Origin of the sequence: Alkalispirillum mobile, from assembly GCF_003664325.1 — a bacterium.
Taxonomy (GTDB): Bacteria; Pseudomonadota; Gammaproteobacteria; order Nitrococcales; family Halorhodospiraceae; genus Alkalilimnicola; species Alkalilimnicola mobilis.
This window is the reverse complement of sequence record NZ_RCDA01000001.1, coordinates 1,312,523-1,330,205: the sequence shown is the minus strand read 5'-3', so window position 1 is coordinate 1,330,205 and position 17,683 is coordinate 1,312,523. Positions and strand designations below refer to the sequence as shown.

Below are 17,683 nucleotides of genomic sequence, written 5' to 3'. Positions count from 1 at the left end.
GATAACCATGCAACCGGAATACCGACCGCACCTTTACCTGGCATCCAACTCCCCCCGGCGACGGGAACTGCTGGACCGCATCGGCGTCCACTACGCCTGGCTGAACCCCGACGTGGAGGAAACGCCGGGGGAGGATGAAAGCCCCGAAGTCTTCGTGCTGCGCCTGGCCCTGGACAAGGCCCGCGCCGGTTACCAAAGCCTGCAGGACAAACCGGAGCGGGAGCGCCTCCCGGTGATGGGGGCGGACACGGTGGTGGTTCTGGACAGCGACATCCTCGGCAAGCCGCGCAGCCGGGAGCACGGACTGGAAATGCTGCAGTCGCTGTCCGGCACCACCCACCGGGTGCTCACCGGCGTGGCCCTGGTGGACGACCGCGAGGCCACCCGCCTGTCGGTCAGCCACGTCACCTTTCGCGAGATCAGCCGCGCCGAGATCGAGCGCTACTGGGAGACCGGCGAGCCCCAGGACAAGGCCGGCGGCTACGCCATCCAGGGCCGGGCGGCGGTCTTCGTGGAGCACATGGAGGGGAGCTACTCCGGCGTGATGGGCCTCCCGCTGTTCGAGACCGCTCAGCTGTTGGAAGAATTCGAAATCGATTACCAACGGCACTGGTAATCGTGGCCCAGGAAATCCTCATCAACGTGACCCCGCGGGAGACGCGGGTCGCCCTGGTCGAGAACGGCGTCCTGCAGGAACTGCACCTGGAGCGGGCCCGCCGGCGCGGCCTGGTGGGCAACCTGTACAAGGGGCGCGTGGTCCGCGTGCTGCCCGGCATGCAGGCGGCCTTTATCGAGGCCGGCCTGGAGCGCACCGCCTTCCTGCACGCCTCCGACATCGCGCGCGCCGAGCCTGCCCCGGTGGGCGAGGCCAACGGCGGCAAGCCGGCCCCGCTGCCCATCAACGAATTGCTGGCCGAGGGGCAGGAAGTGGTGGTGCAGGTCCTTAAGGACCCGCTGGGCAGCAAGGGCGCGCGGCTGACCACCCATATCACGATCCCCTCCCGGTACCTGGTCCTGGCCCCCGGCAGCCGCGCCCTGGGCGTCTCGGCGCGGGTGGAAGACCCGGCCGAGCGTGAGCGCCTGCGCAGTATCGGCGAGGCGCTACTGGGTGACCGGGGCGATATGGGCATCATTGTCCGCACTGCCGCCGAGCAGGTCTCCGAGGACGCGCTGCGGGCCGACTTCGACTTCCTGCTGCGGCTCTGGCAGTCGATATCGGAGCGGGCCGCGCACGCCGCCGCAGGCCAGCGGGTGCACGAGGACCTGCCGCTGACCGTGCGCGCCATGCGCGACCTGGCGGGCAGCGAGGTGGAGCGCGTGCGGGTGGACTCCCGCGAGAACTACCTCAACGTCGTCTCCTTCTGCCGCCGTTTCCTGCCCGAGATGGCGCAGCGGGTGGAGTACTACCCGGGCGAGCGGCCCCTGTTCGACCTCTACAACATCGAGGACGAGATCCTGCGGGCGCTCAACCGCCGGGTGCCGCTGAAGTCCGGCGGCCACCTGGTCATCGACCAGACCGAGGCGATGACCACCGTGGACGTGAACACCGGCGCCTACGTGGGCCACCGCACCCTGGAAGAGACCATCTTCAAGACCAACCTGGAGGCGGCGCAGGCCATCGCCCGGCAACTGCGGCTGCGTAACCTGGGTGGCATCATCATCGTCGATTTCATCGACATGGTGGAGGAGGAACACAAGCGCCAGGTGCTGCGGGCCCTGGAAAAGGCCCTGCAGAAGGACCACGCCAAGACCCAGATCAGCGGCGTCTCCGCCCTCGGCCTGGTGGAGATGACCCGCAAGCGCACCCGCGAGAGCCTGGAACATCAGCTGTGCGAAGCGTGTCCAACCTGTGGCGGACGGGGGTCGGTGAAAAGCGCCGAGACCGTCTGCTACGAGATCTTCCGCGAGATCCTGCGCGAGGCCCGGCAGTTCGAATCGCGCCGACTGGTGGTGCTGGCCGCTGCCGAGGTGGTCGACCTGCTGCTGGAGGACGAGAGCACCAGCCTCGCACAACTGGAAGAGTTCATCGGTCGCCCCATCGAGCTGCAGGCGGAGAGCCTGTATACCCAGGAACAGTTCGATGTGGTGCTAATGTAAACGGCGGCCCGCAGGCCTGACCGCGGGCGGGTCCGCCCGCGCCTGACCCGGGCCGGAGATTCGCCCTTGCAGCACAAGCTCACCCGCCACATTTCGCATTACGCCCTACGCGCCACCGCCGTTGTGCTGGTGGTGCTGGCGGTGGTGTTGTGGGCGCTGCGGCTGGCCCTGCCGGAGCTGGTGCCCGACTACCGCGCCACCTTGGAGCAGCGCCTGTCCGAAGAGCTGGGCCAGCCGGTCGAGGTGGAGCGCCTGCGGCTGGACTGGCGGGGCTGGCGGCCGCTGCTGCACGCCGAAGGGGTGCGCGTGGGCCCGGAGGAGCAGGCCCTGGGGTTCCGCTCGCTGCGAGTGGAACTGGCCCTGCTGGATAGCGCCGTCAACCGACAGGTGGCCGTGCAGGCACTGGCGCTGGAGGGGCTGCGGTTGGACGCGGGGCTGGATGAGCGCGGCAAGCCGGTGGTTTTGGGACTGGAGGGGCTGACCCTCGCCGAGGAGGCCTTTGACCTGTCGCGGCTGGAGGCCTTCGACTGGTCGTTGCTGCCCGCGCGGATGCGCCTGGACGATGTGGTGGTGCGCTGGCATGCCCCCGACGGCCAGGTCTGGACGGTGCCCGGTGCCGCCCGGCTGCAGCGGGATGCCCGCAGCTTGCAGGCCGACGCCGTGCTGCACCCCCCGGAGGCGCTCGGGGGACGCGTTCAGGGGCAGCTGAAGCTGGAATTGCCGCGGGGCGATGCGGTGCCGGCCGGGCGCGCCCATTTGCAGGGGCAGGGCTTGGTGCTGGCGGCGATTCAGGGCCTGCTGCCCCTGTCGGATCGTGCTTACCAGGTACAGGGGCAGGGCGATCTCGCCCTGTGGGGGGAGTGGCCGGCCGACGGGCCGTTACAGGTCATCGGTGACTTCCGGTTCGGGGACCTGGACTGGCGCCGGACCGCGGACGGCGAGTTGCAGCCGTTGGCCGGGCAGGTCAGCGGCAAGGGACGCTGGTCCGGCACGCCGGCGGACTGGCGCCTGGATGTCAATGACCTGGCGGTGGAACGCCCCGATCAGGACTGGGCCGCCCAGGACCTGGCATTCGTCCACCGCCGAACCGAAGCCGGTGGTTTCGCGTTGCAGGGCGTATTCCAGCGCGCGCACCTGGACGACCTGGCCCGGCTTGCCTCACTCAGCCCCGGGCTTGCCGATGACACCCTGGCCCGACTGCAGGCGGCCAGCCCCTACGGGGAGTTCCGCGACACCCACCTGCGCCTGGAGCTGGATCGCGAGGGCGGGGTGGCGCAGTTGGATGCCGCCGGCAGCCTCGCCGGCGTGGGCCTGCAGCCGGTGGAGAAACTGCCCGGCGTGGGGCCGCTCTATGGCGAGTTCCGCACCACCGAGCGCGGCGGCCAGGCCGAATTCCGGCTTGAGGACGGCGCGCTGGATTACCCCTACCTGTTCCCCGAGACCATCCCGCTGAGCCAGTTCAGTACCGCTATCCGCTGGTGGGTGGACCCCGATGGCCGCTACCGGGTGGATTTTGATGACATCGCCCTGCGCAACCCGGATGCCCGGGGTGAAGGGCGGTTGAGCCTGGCCGGCCGCCCCGGCGAACCTCCGTGGATGCGCCTGCAGGCCGAGGCCCGGGACGGTGATGGCAGCCAGACCGCCCGCTACCTGCCCATCCGCTACCTGCCCCCGGGCACCCGGGAGTGGCTGGCCGACGCGGTGCGCCAGGGGGAGGTCACCGAGGCCCACGTCCACTGGGACGGTCCCGCCTCCGGTGCGCTGTTCCGGGACGGGCAGGTGGACTTCCGTGCCGGTGGCCGCGTGCGCAACGGCGAGCTGGCCTACCAGCCGGACTGGCCGGTGCTCACCGGCGCCGAGGCGGAGCTGGACTTCCGCGGTGCCTCCATGCACATCCGCGGCCATTCCGGGCAGCTGTCCGGGGCGGAGGTCCGACACGTGGACGTGACCCTGCCCGACCTGTTCGAGCCGGTGCTGGCCCTGCACGGGCAGGTCCGCGGCCCGGGAGAGGGCTACCTGGATTACCTGCGCGATATGCCGCTGACCCGCGAGTTGCTGCGGGAGACCGTGCCGATGGCCCTGGACGGTGAGCACGACCTGGCCCTGGGGCTGACGCTGCCCCTGCGGGACTTCGAGCCGGAGCGGGTCCGGGTGGACGGCCAGCTGAGCCTGGAGGCGGGCAGTCGGTACCGCCTGCCGCGCTGGGACCTGACGTTCGACGGTCTGGCCGGTGACCTGCACTTCGACCAACGGGGCCTGCGTACCACCGGTCTCGAGGCCCGTTACCTGGGGCACCCGCTGGTGGTGGATGCGGAAACCGACGACGGCCGTATCTTTCTGCGAGGCCGGGGCCGCGGTGCGCCCGCGGATCTCTTCCCGCAGGTGCCCATCCCTGCCGACTGGGTCAGCGGGGAGACGGCGTGGCGGGCCGACCTGCAGCTACCGGACTTTCGCCCCGAGCAGGGGCCGGAGGATGTGTTGCTGCGCCTCAGCAGCGGCCTGGAAGGCCTGGCCCTTCACCTGCCCGAGCCTCTGGGCAAGGGGGAGCGGGAGAGCCGCAACCTGACCGTGGAGACCCGCATGGACGGGGACGGCCTGGCCCCGGTGCGCTGGCGCTACGCCGACCGCCTGAACGGGGTACTGGCGTTGGAGGAGGCCGAGGAGGGCAGCGATGCGTTCAACGTGCCGCGGCTCGCGATCGTCTTCGGTGAGGCGGCCGCGGAACTGCCCGAACAGCCCGGTTGGACGGTGTCCGGCGTGGTGCCCCCGCTGAGCCTCGCGCCCTGGCTCGACTGGCTCGATCAACAGGCGCCGGCGGAGCCGGGCACCGCGGCCCTGCCCCCGTTGGCGCTGGACCTGCGGTTCCAGCAGATCGACCTGGGTGAGCTGGCCCTGGACAATCAGCGGGTGGTCCTGGAGCCGGAGCCCCACTCGGGTTGGAGCGTCCGGCTGGATGGCCCCCTGGCCGGCGAGGTGTTCTGGCCCGATGCGCCCGACACCGATCAGCCGGTTCGGGTTGATCTGGACCGCTTGGATCTGGCGCCGGCGCTGTTCACGGAGGAGCGCGAGGCGATGGCCGAGCAGCCGCCGGCAGAGGACGGGGAAGACCGGCTGCGGCCAGGCCGGTTGCCGCCCATGGCCCTGGCGGTTGACCAGCTGGTCATCGACCGCCGGGACCTGGGCGAACTCAGCCTGCGCGTCGTGCCGGAGGATAACAGCGCCCGGTTCCGCGACATCCGGCTGGTGGCGCCCACCTTCACCCTGGATGGGGAACTGGCCTGGCACTTCCGGGACGGCGGGCACAGGACGGAATCGCAGATCTCCCTCGAGGGTGAGCGCGCCGGTGACATTCTCGCCACCTTCGGCTATCTGCCCACCGTCAGCCGCGGGCGCACGCGCATCGAGAGCGACGTGGCGTGGGATAACCTGCCCCAGCGGTTCTCGCTGGCGGCCATGGAAGGGACGGTCTCCCTGCGTATCGACGACGGGCAGATCCCCGACCTCAGCCCCGGGGCCGGGCGGCTGTTCGGGCTGCTCAGTGTCACCACCCTGCCGCGCCGGCTGGCCCTGGATTTTTCCGATATCTTCGGACGCGGCTTCGCCTTCGATCGCCTGCGCGCGGACCTGGACCTGGCCGACGGCGATGCCCACATCCAGCGTTTTGACATCGATGGGCCGGCGGCCAAGCTGGCTCTGGACGGGCGCATCGGGCTGCGCGATCGCGACTATGATCAGACCGTGCAGGTGACCCCGCGGCTGGGGGCCACCATGCCCATCGTGGGCTTTATCTTTGGCGGGCCGGTGGGTGCGGCGGCCGGCTGGCTGGCGGACCAGGTCGCGGGAGATGAGGTGGAGCGCGCAACCCGGTACAGTTACCGGGTGACCGGGCCCTGGGACGACCCCGTGGTGGAACGCCGGGGCGCGGAGTAGGCAGGCGACGGAGCAGACTAATGGCGATTGAGGATGACAAGCGGGTACGGGCAGCGGCCATCCAGATGGTCTCCGGGCCCAATCTGGCCGGTAATCTGGCAGAGGCCGAGCGGTTGGTCGCCCAGGCGGCGGAGCGCGGCGCGCGCCTGGTGGTGCTGCCCGAGAACTTCGCCCTGATGGGGCGGCGCGAGGCCGACAAGCTGGACGTGGCGGAGGAAGAGGGCAGCGGCCCAATCCAGGACCTGCTCGCCAAATTGGCGATCCGCCACCGGGTGCACCTGGTGGCGGGTACCATTCCGCTACGCAACGGCACCCCCGGAAAAGTGCGCGCGGCCTGCCTGCTGTTCGGTCCGGACGGCCGTCGCCTGGCGCGCTACGACAAGATTCACCTGTTCGACGTGGGGGTCAGTGACAGCGAGGCCTACCGCGAGTCCGACACCCTGGAGGCGGGGCGCCGGCCGGTGGTGGTGGACACCGAACTGGGCCGGATCGGCCTGGCTGTCTGTTACGATGTGCGCTTCCCGGAGCTCTTCCGCGGGATGGCCGAGCAGGGCATGGAGATCCTGGCCCTGCCCTCCGCCTTCACCGCCGTCACCGGTGCCGCCCACTGGCGCACCCTGGTGACCGCCCGGGCCATCGAGAACCTCTGCTTTGTCGTCGCGCCCGACCAGGGCGGCCGGCACGCCAGCGGCCGTGAGACCCACGGCGACAGCCTGATCGTCGATCCCTGGGGGATCGTGCTGGACAGCCGGGCCAAGGGCGCCGGCGTGGTGGTGGCCGACCTGGACCTGCAGCGCCAGGCGGAGATCCGCCGCCGTTTCCCGGTGCTGGAGCACCGCCGAATCTGATCGTCCACTGCCCTGCCCGTGGCCCGCCGGCCCGGGCAGGCGACCAAGGGGCATCGCCCCCGGAGCTGATCCATGAGTGCAGTAGTCGACCGACTGGACATCGCCCGCCAACGGATACTGGCACCGGCCGGGCTGGAGGAACAGCACCTGGAACAGGCCTTCGGCCGGCTGATGGGGCCCGGCGTGGATGCCGCCGATATCTACTTCCAGGCTGCCCGCAGCGAGGGCTGGGTCATGGAGGACGGCCGGGTGCGCGAGGGCACCCGGGGCATCGACCAAGGGGTGGGCGTGCGCGCCATCAGCGGCGAGCAGACCGGTTTTGCCTACTCCGACGAGATCGTCCTGCCGGCCCTGCTTGAGGCCTCCGGCAGCGCGCGCGCCATCGCGCGCAGCGGTCAGAGCGCCCGCCTGCAGGCCTGGCAGCGGGGTAGCGGACACAACCTTTACCCCTCGGACAACCCGCTATCGGGCATGAGCGCCGACGACAAGGTGGCCCTGCTCAAGGCAGTGGACGCCGAGGCCCGCGCCCAGGACCCGCGGGTGGAGCAGGTCATCGCCACCCTGGGCGGGGTGCACGAGACCATGCTGGTGGCCAACGCCGACGGCACCCTGGCTGCCGATGTCCGGCCGCTGGTGCGCTTCAACGTCAGCGTGCTGGTGCGCGAGGGCGACCGGCGCGAGAACGGTACCGCCGGTGGCGGTGGCCGGGTGAGTTACGGCTACTTCGTGGACGGCGACCGCGCCCTGGGGTACGCCCGCGAGGCGGTCCGTCAGGCGCTGGTCAACCTGGAGGCCGAGGAGGCCCCGGCCGGCTCCATGCCGGTGGTGCTGGGCCCGGGCTGGCCCGGGGTGTTGCTGCACGAGGCGGTGGGCCACGGCCTGGAGGGCGACTTCAACCGCAAGGGCACCTCCGCCTTTGCCGGGCGCATGGGCGAGCGGGTGGCCTCGCCGCTGTGCACCGTGGTGGATGACGGCACGCTCGCCAACCGCCGTGGCTCGCTCAACGTGGACGACGAGGGCACGCCCACCAACTGCACCACCCTGATCGAGAAGGGCGTGCTCAAAGGGTTCATGCAGGACAAGCTCAACGCCCGGCTGATGGGCACGCAGTCCACCGGCAATTGCCGGCGAGAATCCTTCGCCCACCTGCCGATGCCGCGCATGACCAATACCTACATGCTCCCCGGTCCTCACGACCCGCAGGAGATCATCAGCTCGGTGGACTACGGGCTGTACGCGGTCAACTTCGGCGGCGGCCAGGTGGACATCACCTCCGGCAAGTTCGTCTTCTCTGCCAGCGAGGCCTACCTGATCGAGAACGGCCGCATCACCACCCCGGTCAAGGGGGCCACCCTGATCGGTAACGGCCCCGATGTCCTGACCCGCGTCAGCATGGTCGGCAACGACCTGGAGCTGGACGCCGGGATCGGCGTCTGCGGCAAGGAGGGCCAGAGCGTCCCCGTCGGCGTGGGTCAGCCCACCCTGAAAGTGGACGCCCTCACCGTGGGCGGTACCCGCAACTAGCCGAAGGCAAAGGACACCCCGAATGAGCGACACCGTCACCGCGACAACGCAGTCCAGCCGTCTCCCCGCCAGCGCCGACATGGAGGCGCTCATCCAGCAGGCACTGGATACCGCCCGGACGCTGGGGGCAACCGGTGCCGACGCCGGGCTGGTCTTCGACCAGGGGCTTTCAGTGAATGTCCGCAAGGGCGAGGTGGACACCCTGGAGCACCACCGTGACCGCGGTATGAGCGTCACGGTCTATTTCGGGCAGCGCAAGGGCAGCGCGAACACCGCCGACTTCCGGCCGGAGTCCCTCCGCGAGACCGTGCAGGCCGCGTGCGATATCGCCCGTTATACCTCGGAGGACCCGGCCCACGGCCTGGCCGACGCCGACCTCATGCCGCAATCGTTGCCGGACCTGGATCTGGAACACCCCTGGGCGCTCACGCCCGAGGAGGCGATCGATCTGGCGCGTCGTTGCGAGGCCGCCGGCCTGGCCGAGAAGGGCATCACCAACTCCGAAGGGGCGGGGGTGGCTACCCACCATGCCCTCAAGGTCTACGGCAACAGCCACGGCTTTGTGGGCAGCTACGCCGGGACCCGGCACAGCATGAACTGCGTCATGGTTGCCGGCGAGGGCGATCACATGCAGCGCGATTACTGGTTCACCGTCGATCGCGCGCCCAACGCGCTGGAACGGGCCGAGGACGTGGGCCGGGAGGCCGCCCGTCGCACCCTGGCGCGAATGGGGGCCCGCCGGCTGGGCACGCAGCGTGTGCCGGTACTCTTTGCACCGAACATGGCGCGCGGCCTGGTCGCCCACTTCCTGGGGGCCATCCGGGGGGGCGCGCTCTACCGCAAGGCCTCCTTCCTCCTCGACCACCTGGGCGAGTCCGTCTTTCCCGAGTTCGTGCAGATGCGCGAAGAACCCCACCGGCCCCGGGGCATGGGCAGTGTGCCCTTCGACGGCGAGGGCGTGGCCACGCGGGAGCGTGAGCTGGTCCGCGACGGCGTGCTGCAGGGGTACGTGCTGGACAGCTACTCGGCGCGCCGGCTCGGCATGCAGACCACGGGCAATGCCGGCGGGGTGCACAACCTGGTGGTGGCGCCGGGCCAAGATGACCAGGCGGCGCTGCTCCGGCGAATGGGTACCGGCCTGCTGGTGACCGAGATGATGGGGCAGGGCATTAACCCCGTGACCGGCGATTACTCGCGGGGCGCCACGGGCTTCTGGGTGGAGAACGGCGAGATCGCCTACCCCGTCCAGGAGATCACCGTCGCCGGCAACCTGAAACAGATGTACGCGGGCCTGCAGGCGGTGGGCAGTGACGTGGACCGGCGCGGTAACGTGTACACCGGGTCGCTGCTGCTCGATGAGATGACGGTGGGCGGGGAGTAACGCGCCCCGCCCACGGGCGCCACCGCGACCTGCCGCAGGAGCGGCGCGCGGGCGCGCGCCCCGACGGGCAGGGGACTTAGCGGCGGTCGTCCAGCTTGCCGAAGCGGGTGGACAGCACCTTCTCCAGCTTGCTGATGGCGGTACGGGCGGCGTCGTAGACGTCGTCCTCGGTGGCGCTGGCCATCACCGGGTCCAGGCCGTTGGGGCGCGCCTCAATCCGCACCTCCTTGTTGACCCCACCTTTGGGGCCGTTGATGTCGCTCATGTGGATCTCAAGCCGGGTGAGGCGATCCCCAAAGCGCTTTTCCAGCACGCCCAGGCTCTCCTTGATGTGCTGCTCCAGCGCATCCGAGTGGTGGACGCCGTCGCCGGGGTTGATCTGGATCTGCATGTTGTCTCCTTGGGTTTTCAGTGAAAGTCAGCGATAGCGGTCGGGGGCCAACGGGGCCATGTCCAGCCCGGGGGTCTCACCGGAAAGGCGCTGCGCCAGCAGGTGAGAGACGCCACAGGCGAAGGTCCAGCCCAGGTGGCCGGTACCGCTGTTGAGGTACAGGTTGGGCACGGCGGTTTCCCCCACGATGGGTGGGCCGTCCATGCTCATGGGCCGCAGCCCGCACCAGTCCTCTCGGGTCTCGGGGGCGATATGATCCCGCAAACCGGGGAATGTCGCCAGTACGTTGTTCAGTACATTGTCACAGCGCGCCTTGCGCAGTGACAAATCGTAGCCGGTGAACTCCGCAGTTCCGGCCATGCGCACCCGCCCGCCCAGCACCGAGAGCACCACCTTGCGCTCGTCGTCGATCAGCGGGATGCGCGGCGCGCCGGCCCAGTCGGGGGCGTGGATGGTTACCGAATAGCCCTTAACCGGGTAAATGGGGACGCGCAGGCCCAAGGGGCGGGCCAGTTGCGGCGTGTAGCTGCCGGTGGCCAGCACCCAGGCGTCGCCGGTCATCTCGCCCTGGGCGGTGCGGGCCGCGACGATGCGCCCGCCCTCGGTACGCCAGCCCTCCACGGTGCAGTTGTTGACCAAGTGGACGCCGTGGCGCTCCCGGGCCAGTTCCGCCAGGCGCTGGGTGAACAGGCAGGCGTCGCCGCTTTCATCCTCCGGGTAGTAGATGGCGCCGGCCAGCTGATCGGCGGCGTCGGCGTAGGCCGGGTCCAGCTCGACGGTGGCCGCCGGGTCGAGCAGCCGGTACCGCACCCCGACCTCGTCCATATGGCGGGAGGCCTCGGCTGCGGCGTCCAGTGTGGCCTGGTCATTGAAAACCTTGAGGATGCCGTTCTGCGCGTCGTCGTAGCGCAGGCCCGTCTCGGCGCGCAGGGCCCGCAGCCGCTCCAGGCTGTACACGGCCAGGGCGGCGTTAACCCGCAGGCTGTGCTCGTGATGCCGGCGACGGCTGTAACGCAGGAACCCCAGCCCCCAGCGCATCAGGCCGGGCAGGGCGTGGGGCCGCAGCAGCAGCGGGGAGTTCTCGCGACCGATCCAGCGCAGCAGGTCCCAGAGGACGCCTGGGCTGTTCCAGGGCTCGGCGTGACTGGCATGCAGCAGCCCGCCGTTGGCGTGACTGGTCTCGTCGGCCATGGAGGCGGCGCGCTCCAGGACTGTCACCTCGTGTCCGCGTTCCGCCAGGTACCAGGCGGTCGTGATACCGATCACGCCACCACCCACCACAGTTACCTTCATCGGGCCTCCTTGTGTTGTCCCGATCCTCAGCACTTCAGTTGATCAGGTTATACACCCTTTGGACAAGCATCGTCCCGTGGATGTATCCACAGAACCTGTGGATAACATTGTGGAGGAATCGGGGACACCCGCCGCAGAGCCAGTCAGCACCTCGCAGGCTGTCAGATTGGTGCAATATTGATCAAAACAGAGAAGCAGCTATAAATCAGCAATTTACCAGTTTTCGGGGTGCGGCAGTGGCAAGCAATCAGGCACTTGCAGGCCCTTGACAAGGCGTGATCGGGCAATGTGCATAAAACGGTGTTACCGGAGCAGCAGCCCGTCGCCGATGACCGCCAGGGCAGACAGGGTACAGAGGACCAGCAGGACCGGCCGGACCCGGCCGGCATCCACCCAACTGACCGCGTGCCGGGAGAGGGCCAGCCCGGCCAGGGCGGCGGGGGTCAGGGCGAGCGAGAGCAGCAGTTCGTGGCGGCCGAAGTGCCCCAGCAGGGCCAGTCCGGCCACGGACATCACGGTACCGATCAGGAAAAAGCCGCCCAGGTTGGCCCGCACGCGCTGACCCCGGGCGTTCTGGTAGACCAGGGCCATGGGCGGGCCGCCGATTGAGGTGCTGGTCCCCATGAAACCGGAGAGGAAACCCGCTGCCAGCAGCTTGTTGCGGGTCGGGGTGAGGTGCCAGTGGGAGAGGCTGGCAGCCACCCCCAGCAACACGGAGGCGCCAAGAATGAGAGAGAGGAGGTCGCGCGAGGCGAACCCCAGTATCCACAACGCCAGCGCCATGCCGGGCAGCCGGCCCACCAGCGCGCTGCCCAGCTCCCCGATGGCAAGCCCGGAGCGGTTGCGCCAGACGATGATCAGGGAGATCACCATGGCCAGGAACAGGATCGGCCCGGGGACTAGAGCGGGGTGGATGAGAAAGAGCAGGGGGGCGGCGATCAGGGCCAGGCCGAACCCCAGTGCCCCCTGCACAAAGCAGCCGAAGGCGACCAACAGGGAGGCCAGCACAAGTTGCAGGAGGCTCAGTTCCAACGGGCGCCCTCTCGGTGACTGCGGAAGGCGGCCGAGTATAGCAGAGGGGTGCGCCCGTCAGTCCGCGGGCAGCAGCCGCAACAGCGGCGTGCTGCTGCGGTCCGGCAGCACGTAAAGGTGGCCGTCCGGCGCCACGCGCACGTCCCTGATGCGCCAGTCCAGGTCCTCCAGCAGCCGTTCCTGTTCCACCACCTCGGTGCCGTCAAGGCGCAGGCGCTCCAGGTGGCGGTGGGCGAGTGCGCCGACGAACAGGTCGCCCTCCCACCGGGGAAAGGCATCACCCTGGTAGAAGGCCATGCCGGAGGGGGCGATCGACGGTGTCCAGTGGTGAATGGGGGGCTCCATGCCGGCCACCGGTGGGTCCGGCGCGATCTCCGGCCCGTGGTATTCGGTGCCAAAGGTGGCCTCGGGCCAGCCGAAGTTGACCCCGGGTTTCGGCAGGTTGATCTCGTCGCCACCGCGCGGGCCGTGCTCGTGCAGCCAGACGGCCCGGGTCTCGGGGTGCAGGACCATGCCCTGGGCATTGCGGTGGCCGTAGCTGTAGATGGCCGGCTCGGCGTCGTCTTTGTCCACGAAGGGGTTGTCGGACGGAATGCTGCCGTCGTCGCGCAGGCGCAGCAGCTTGCCGTGGTGATTGTCCAGTTGCTGGGCGCGGTCGCGCCGGCCGCGATCGCCGATTGTCAGGTACAGGTAACCGTCATCGTCAAAGACGATCCGCGAGCCGAAGTGGCGGCCGCCGCCGGAGTAGGGTGTGGCGGCGTAAAGCTTCTCGAAGTCTTTCAACTGGTCGCCGTCGAGTACACCGCGGCCCAGGTGGGTAGTCATGCCGCCCCGGCCGTAGGCGGAGTAGGTGAGATAGACGGTGGCGTTGTCCGCGAAGTTCGGGTGCAGGGCCACGTCCAGCAGGCCGCCCTGACCGCTGGCGGCCACTTCGGGAGTGCCGCTGACGCGCTGCCGCTCGCCGGTGTCCCGGTCCACGCGGTTCAGGTGCCCGGGGCGTTCGGTCACCAGCAGGTCGCCGTCGGGCAGAAAGGCCAGCGCCCAGGGGTGGCTGAAACCCTGGCCCAGGCGCTCGATCTGGAAGCGGTGGTGCTGGCTGTCCTCAATGTCGGCAGCCAGCGGCAGTGCGGGGGCGGCAAGCGCGATGCCCCCGACGCCGATCAGCGCTGCGGTGGTCATCAGGTTGCGCATGGGCCGCCCCTCCGTTTCAGTCCAGCAGGTCCAGGTTACGCACCGCGCCCTTGTCGGCACTGGTGGTCAGTTTAGCGTAGGCCTTCAGGGCCGTGGTGACCTTGCGCTGGCGGGGTGCGGCCGGTTTCCAGCCCTCGCGCCCGCGGGCGTCCATCGCCTCGTGGCGGCGGGCCAGTTCCTCGTCGCTGATGTCGATGCGGATGCTGCGCTTGGGGATGTCGATGCAGATCCGGTCGCCCGGCTCGATCAGCCCGATGTTGCCCCCCTCGGCGGCCTCCGGGGAGACGTGACCGATGGAGAGCCCCGAGGTGCCGCCCGAGAACCGGCCGTCGGTGATCAGCGCGCAGTCCTTGCCCAGCCCGCGGGACTTCAGGTAGCTGGTGGGGTAGAGCATCTCCTGCATGCCCGGCCCGCCGCGCGGCCCCTCGTAGCGGATGATGACCACGTCGCCCTTCTTCACCTGACCCGCGAGAATCCCCTCCACGGCGGCGTCCTGGCTCTCGAAGATCACCGCCGGCCCCTCGAAGGTGAGGATGGACTCGTCCACCCCGGCGGTCTTCACGATGCAGCCGCGCTCGGCCAGGTTGCCGTAGAGCACCGCCAGCCCGCCGTCCCTGCTGTAGGCGTGCTCCAGGGTGCGGATGCAGCCGCACTCCCGGTCCAGGTCCAGTTCCTCGAAGCGGGTGGACTGGCTGAAAGCGGTCTGGCTGGGCACGCCGGCCGGGCCGGCCTTGAAGAAGTCGTGAACCGCTGGGTCGTCGGTGCGCTTCACGTCCCAGCGCTCCAGGGCATCGGCCAGGGTGTTGCTGTGCACGGTGGGCACGGTGGTATCCAGCAGCTTGGCCCGGTCCAGTTCGCCGAGGATGCCCATGATGCCGCCGGCGCGGTGCACGTCCTCCATGTGGAAAAGCGGGGTGGCCGGGGCCACCTTGCAGAGGTTGGGCACCTTGCGGGAGAGCTTGTCGATGTCGACCATGTCGAATTCGACTTCGCCCTCCTGGGCGGCGGCCAGCAGGTGCAGCACGGTGTTGGTGGAGCCGCCCATGGCAATGTCCAGGCTCATGGCGTTGCGGAAGGCGGAGCGGCTGGCGATGTTGCGCGGCAGGCAGCGCTCATCGTCTTGCTCGTAGTAGCGCCGGGCCAGTTCCACCACGGTGCGGCCGGCGTCGCGGAAGAGGCGCTCGCGGTCGGCATGGGTGGCCAGCAGCGAGCCGTTGCCCGGCAGGCTCAGGCCCAGGGCCTCGGTGAGGCAGTTCATGGAGTTGGCCGTGAACATGCCTGAGCAGGAGCCGCAGGTGGGGCAGGCGGAGCGCTCGTAGATGGCCACGTCCTCGTCGGAGACGTCGGGGTTGGCGGCGGCCACCATGGCGTCCACCAGGTCGGTGGAGATCTCCTCGCCGCTGGCCAGTTTGGTCTTGCCCGCCTCCATGGGCCCGCCGGAGACGAACACCACGGGGATGTTCAGCCGCATGGCGGCCATCAGCATGCCGGGGGTGATCTTGTCGCAGTTGGAGATGCACACCAGCGCGTCAGCGCAGTGGGCGTTGACCATGTACTCCACGGAGTCGGCGATGATGTCGCGGCTGGGCAGGCTGTAGAGCATGCCGTCGTGGCCCATGGCGATGCCGTCGTCCACGGCGATGGTGTCGAACTCCTTGCCCACGCCACCGGCCTTCTCGATCTCGTCGATCACCAGCTGGCCCAGGTCCTTCAGGTGGACGTGGCCGGGCACGAACTGGGTGAAGGAGTTGGCGACGGCGATGATCGGCTTCTCGAAGTCGCCATCCTTCATGCCGGTGGCCCGCCACAGGGCGCGGGCGCCCGCCATGTTGCGACCGGCGGTGGACGTCTTGGAGCGATACTGCGGCATGCTAGACCTCTGCGTTCAGGAATTCTTGGTTAGCCGTTCATTATTGGACCTTGCCGGGCCGAGGGGAAGCCCCGGTTCACGGCGCCCCATCGGGTCGCTGGCGTTCATGCAGCCAGAAGACCTCTTCGCCGCCACCCTGGCGGGCGATGCAGCGGGCCGCAACGAACAGCAGGTCGGACAGGCGATTCATGTAGCTGAGCAGCGGCTCGCTGACCGGGCCGTCGCTGGCATTCAGCGCGACCACCAGTCGTTCCGCCCGCCGGCAGATGGCCCGGGCCAGGTGGCAGTGGCTGGCGGCCGGACTCCCCCCCGGAAGGATGAACTCCTTGAGCGGCGGCAGGTCGCCGTTCAGGTCGTCCAGCAGGGCTTCCAGCGCTTCCACCTGGGCGGTGTCCACCGACTGGTAGCCGGGCAGGCTAAGCTCGGCACCCATATCGAACAGTCGGTGCTGTACCGGTGCCAGGGCCTCGCGGACACGTTCGGGCACCTCCTGCGACAGGACGATGCCCAGGGCGCTGTTCAGCTCGTCCAGGGTGCCGATGCACTCCATCCGCAGGTCGGCCTTGGAGAGGCGGCGGCCATCGGCCAGGGCGGTGGTGCCCTGGTCACCGGTGCGGGTGTAGATCTTGCTCAGGCGGTTGCCCATGTGTGCTCCCGGGTGGGTTGGTGGGTGGTCGCGTATTTTACCAAGGGCGACCGTCGGTTGCCCGCCGCGGTAGCCTGTTGCGGAACCGGACCACACCCTGGACGCTTTCAGATATGCCCGCTGACCCCGTTTGCACGCCCCGCTGCCCCCTGTGCCACGCCCCCGGGCCGGCCCACTTCGCGAGCCTGCGCGAGGGCGAGTACTGGCGCTGCCCGGCCTGTGGGCTGACCTTTCTGCACCCGGACTGGCATCCCGATGCCGCGGCCGAGCGGGCGCAGTACGAGACCCACGAGAACGATCCGCTCGACCCCGGCTACCGGCGGTTCCTCGCCCGGCTGGCCGACCCGTTGGTGGCGCGGCTCCCGGCGGGGGCGGAGGGGCTGGATTACGGCTGCGGGCCGGGGCCGGCCCTGGCGATGATGCTGCGCGAGGCGGGTTTCCCCACCGCGGTCTACGATCCCTTCTACGCGCCGGACACGGCACTGCTGAAAAGGCAGTGGGATTTCATTACCTGCACCGAGGTGGTGGAGCATTTTCACCACCCGGGGGCGGAGTTCGACCGCCTCCATGATCTGCTCCGGCCCGGGGGGTGGTTGGGGGTGATGACGGAGCTGTTGTCGGACGACGCCCGCTTTGCCGGCTGGCGCTACCGGCGCGACCCCACCCACGTGGTCTTTTACACGGATGCGGTACTGACCTGGATCGCCGCGCGTTACGGCTACGCGCTGTACCGGCCGGGGCGGAACGTGGCGCTGTTCCGCAAGCCGTGATGGCTGGCTGCAGCGGGCGACGCACTGCTCGCGCTGGGTTGCCTTGTCTAACGGGTCGGCCCGGCATTCCAGCAGTCGCTCCTTGAGTCGGTGGATATCCGGTTCTTCAATGTCAGTCATGGAGCCAACATAACCCAGTGGTCTGGCGTCGTGTGTTGAGGGAGGTTTCAGTGATGCATATCGGCAATGTTGAAGTGGAGTGCCAGCAGGGCGATATCGCCGGCCAGCTGGGTATTGATGCCGTGGTGAATGCGGCGAATGCGCAGTTGAGATCGGGGGGCGGAGTGGCCGGGGCCCTGCACCGCGCGGCCGGCCCGGGGCTGGCGGAGGAGTGTCGCCCGCTGGCACCGATCAACCCGGGGCAGGCGGTGATCACGTCGGGGCATGAACTGCCCAATCCCTACGTGATTCACACCCTGGGCCCGGTCTACGGGGTGGACGAGCCGGCGGAGGATCTGCTGGCGGCCTGCTACCGCAATTCGTTGCAGCGTGCTGAGGAGCAGGGGTTGCGCTCGGTGGCCTTCCCCGCGATCTCCACCGGGGCCTTCGGTTACCCTCTGGAGCCGGCGATCCGGGTCGCCGTGGATACCGTGTTGCGGGAGGCGCCGTCACTGGAATACGTGCGCCGGGTGCGTTTTGTGCTGCACGACGCCGGGCTGCGGGACCAGTTCGAGCGCATCCTGACGGAGATGGCGCAGCGGCGTTGACCC

Annotated in this window: 14 protein-coding genes; 8 read left to right on the top strand and 6 right to left on the bottom strand. The window is 69.3% G+C overall.

The features are described from left to right. Positions 1-7 precede the first annotated feature (7 nt). From DFR31_RS06290 to pmbA, 6 genes are all read left to right on the top strand, one after another. On the top strand, positions 8-616 hold the full coding sequence (locus DFR31_RS06290; protein ID WP_121441750.1) for a Maf family protein: 609 nt from the start codon (positions 8-10) through the stop codon (positions 614-616). After that, positions 616-2,097, top strand: a complete 1,482-nt coding sequence (gene rng / locus DFR31_RS06285; RefSeq protein WP_121441749.1) for a ribonuclease G — start codon at positions 616-618, stop codon at positions 2,095-2,097. The genes DFR31_RS06290 and rng overlap by 1 nt, the downstream gene beginning before the upstream one ends. A 66-nt stretch (positions 2,098-2,163) precedes the next feature. After that, positions 2,164-6,027 carry a YhdP family protein gene (locus DFR31_RS06280; protein WP_170153613.1) on the top strand — a complete coding sequence of 1,288 codons (3,864 nt, stop codon included), beginning with the start codon at positions 2,164-2,166 and terminating at the stop codon, positions 6,025-6,027. 20 nt (positions 6,028-6,047) lie between these two features. After that, positions 6,048-6,875 (top strand): carbon-nitrogen hydrolase family protein, encoded by an 828-nt coding sequence (locus tag DFR31_RS06275; RefSeq protein ID WP_121441747.1) that lies wholly within the window; start codon positions 6,048-6,050, stop codon positions 6,873-6,875. Positions 6,876-6,947: 72 nt separating this feature from the next. Next, on the top strand, positions 6,948-8,399 hold the full coding sequence (gene tldD / locus DFR31_RS06270; protein ID WP_121441746.1) for a metalloprotease TldD: 1,452 nt from the start codon (positions 6,948-6,950) through the stop codon (positions 8,397-8,399). 22 nt (positions 8,400-8,421) lie between these two features. Further along, positions 8,422-9,780: a metalloprotease PmbA gene (gene pmbA / locus DFR31_RS06265; protein WP_211328238.1), complete on the top strand. Its 1,359-nt coding sequence runs from the start codon at positions 8,422-8,424 to the stop codon at positions 9,778-9,780. A 76-nt stretch (positions 9,781-9,856) separates the two neighbouring features. Here the strand turns inward: pmbA and DFR31_RS06260 are convergent, their stop codons facing one another. The 6 genes from DFR31_RS06260 to DFR31_RS06235 all read right to left on the bottom strand — a co-directional run bounded on the left by DFR31_RS06260 (position 9,857) and on the right by DFR31_RS06235 (position 16,203). Further along, positions 9,857-10,171 (bottom strand): HPF/RaiA family ribosome-associated protein, encoded by a 315-nt coding sequence (locus DFR31_RS06260; RefSeq protein WP_121441745.1) that lies wholly within the window; start codon positions 10,169-10,171, stop codon positions 9,857-9,859. A gap of 27 nt (positions 10,172-10,198) precedes the next feature. Further along, positions 10,199-11,464 carry a D-amino acid dehydrogenase gene (locus DFR31_RS06255; RefSeq protein ID WP_121441744.1) on the bottom strand — a complete coding sequence of 422 codons (1,266 nt, stop codon included), beginning with the start codon at positions 11,462-11,464 and terminating at the stop codon, positions 10,199-10,201. Positions 11,465-11,767: 303 nt separating this feature from the next. Then, positions 11,768-12,496, bottom strand: a complete 729-nt coding sequence (locus tag DFR31_RS06250; RefSeq protein WP_121441743.1) for a sulfite exporter TauE/SafE family protein — start codon at positions 12,494-12,496, stop codon at positions 11,768-11,770. Positions 12,497-12,553: 57 nt separating this feature from the next. Further along, a complete protein-coding gene (locus DFR31_RS06245; RefSeq protein ID WP_245971093.1) occupies positions 12,554-13,687 on the bottom strand; it encodes a PQQ-dependent sugar dehydrogenase in 1,134 nt (377 codons plus the stop codon). Positions 13,688-13,703: 16 nt separating this feature from the next. After that, the gene (gene ilvD / locus DFR31_RS06240) at positions 13,704-15,557 is read right to left on the bottom strand and encodes a dihydroxy-acid dehydratase (protein ID WP_121441742.1); all 1,854 of its coding nucleotides are present in this window, start codon (positions 15,555-15,557) and stop codon (positions 13,704-13,706) included. 76 nt (positions 15,558-15,633) lie between these two features. Further along, a complete protein-coding gene (locus tag DFR31_RS06235; RefSeq protein ID WP_121441741.1) occupies positions 15,634-16,203 on the bottom strand; it encodes a cob(I)yrinic acid a,c-diamide adenosyltransferase in 570 nt (189 codons plus the stop codon). A 113-nt stretch (positions 16,204-16,316) separates the two neighbouring features. Here DFR31_RS06235 and DFR31_RS06230 point away from each other — a divergent pair, with 113 nt between their 5' ends. Together DFR31_RS06230 and DFR31_RS06220 are read left to right on the top strand one after the other, a co-directional pair. After that, positions 16,317-16,973: a class I SAM-dependent methyltransferase gene (locus DFR31_RS06230; protein ID WP_170153612.1), complete on the top strand. Its 657-nt coding sequence runs from the start codon at positions 16,317-16,319 to the stop codon at positions 16,971-16,973. Between the two features lie 173 nt (positions 16,974-17,146). Beyond that, positions 17,147-17,680 (top strand): macro domain-containing protein, encoded by a 534-nt coding sequence (locus tag DFR31_RS06220; RefSeq protein WP_121441739.1) that lies wholly within the window; start codon positions 17,147-17,149, stop codon positions 17,678-17,680. Positions 17,681-17,683: the final 3 nt, after the last annotated feature.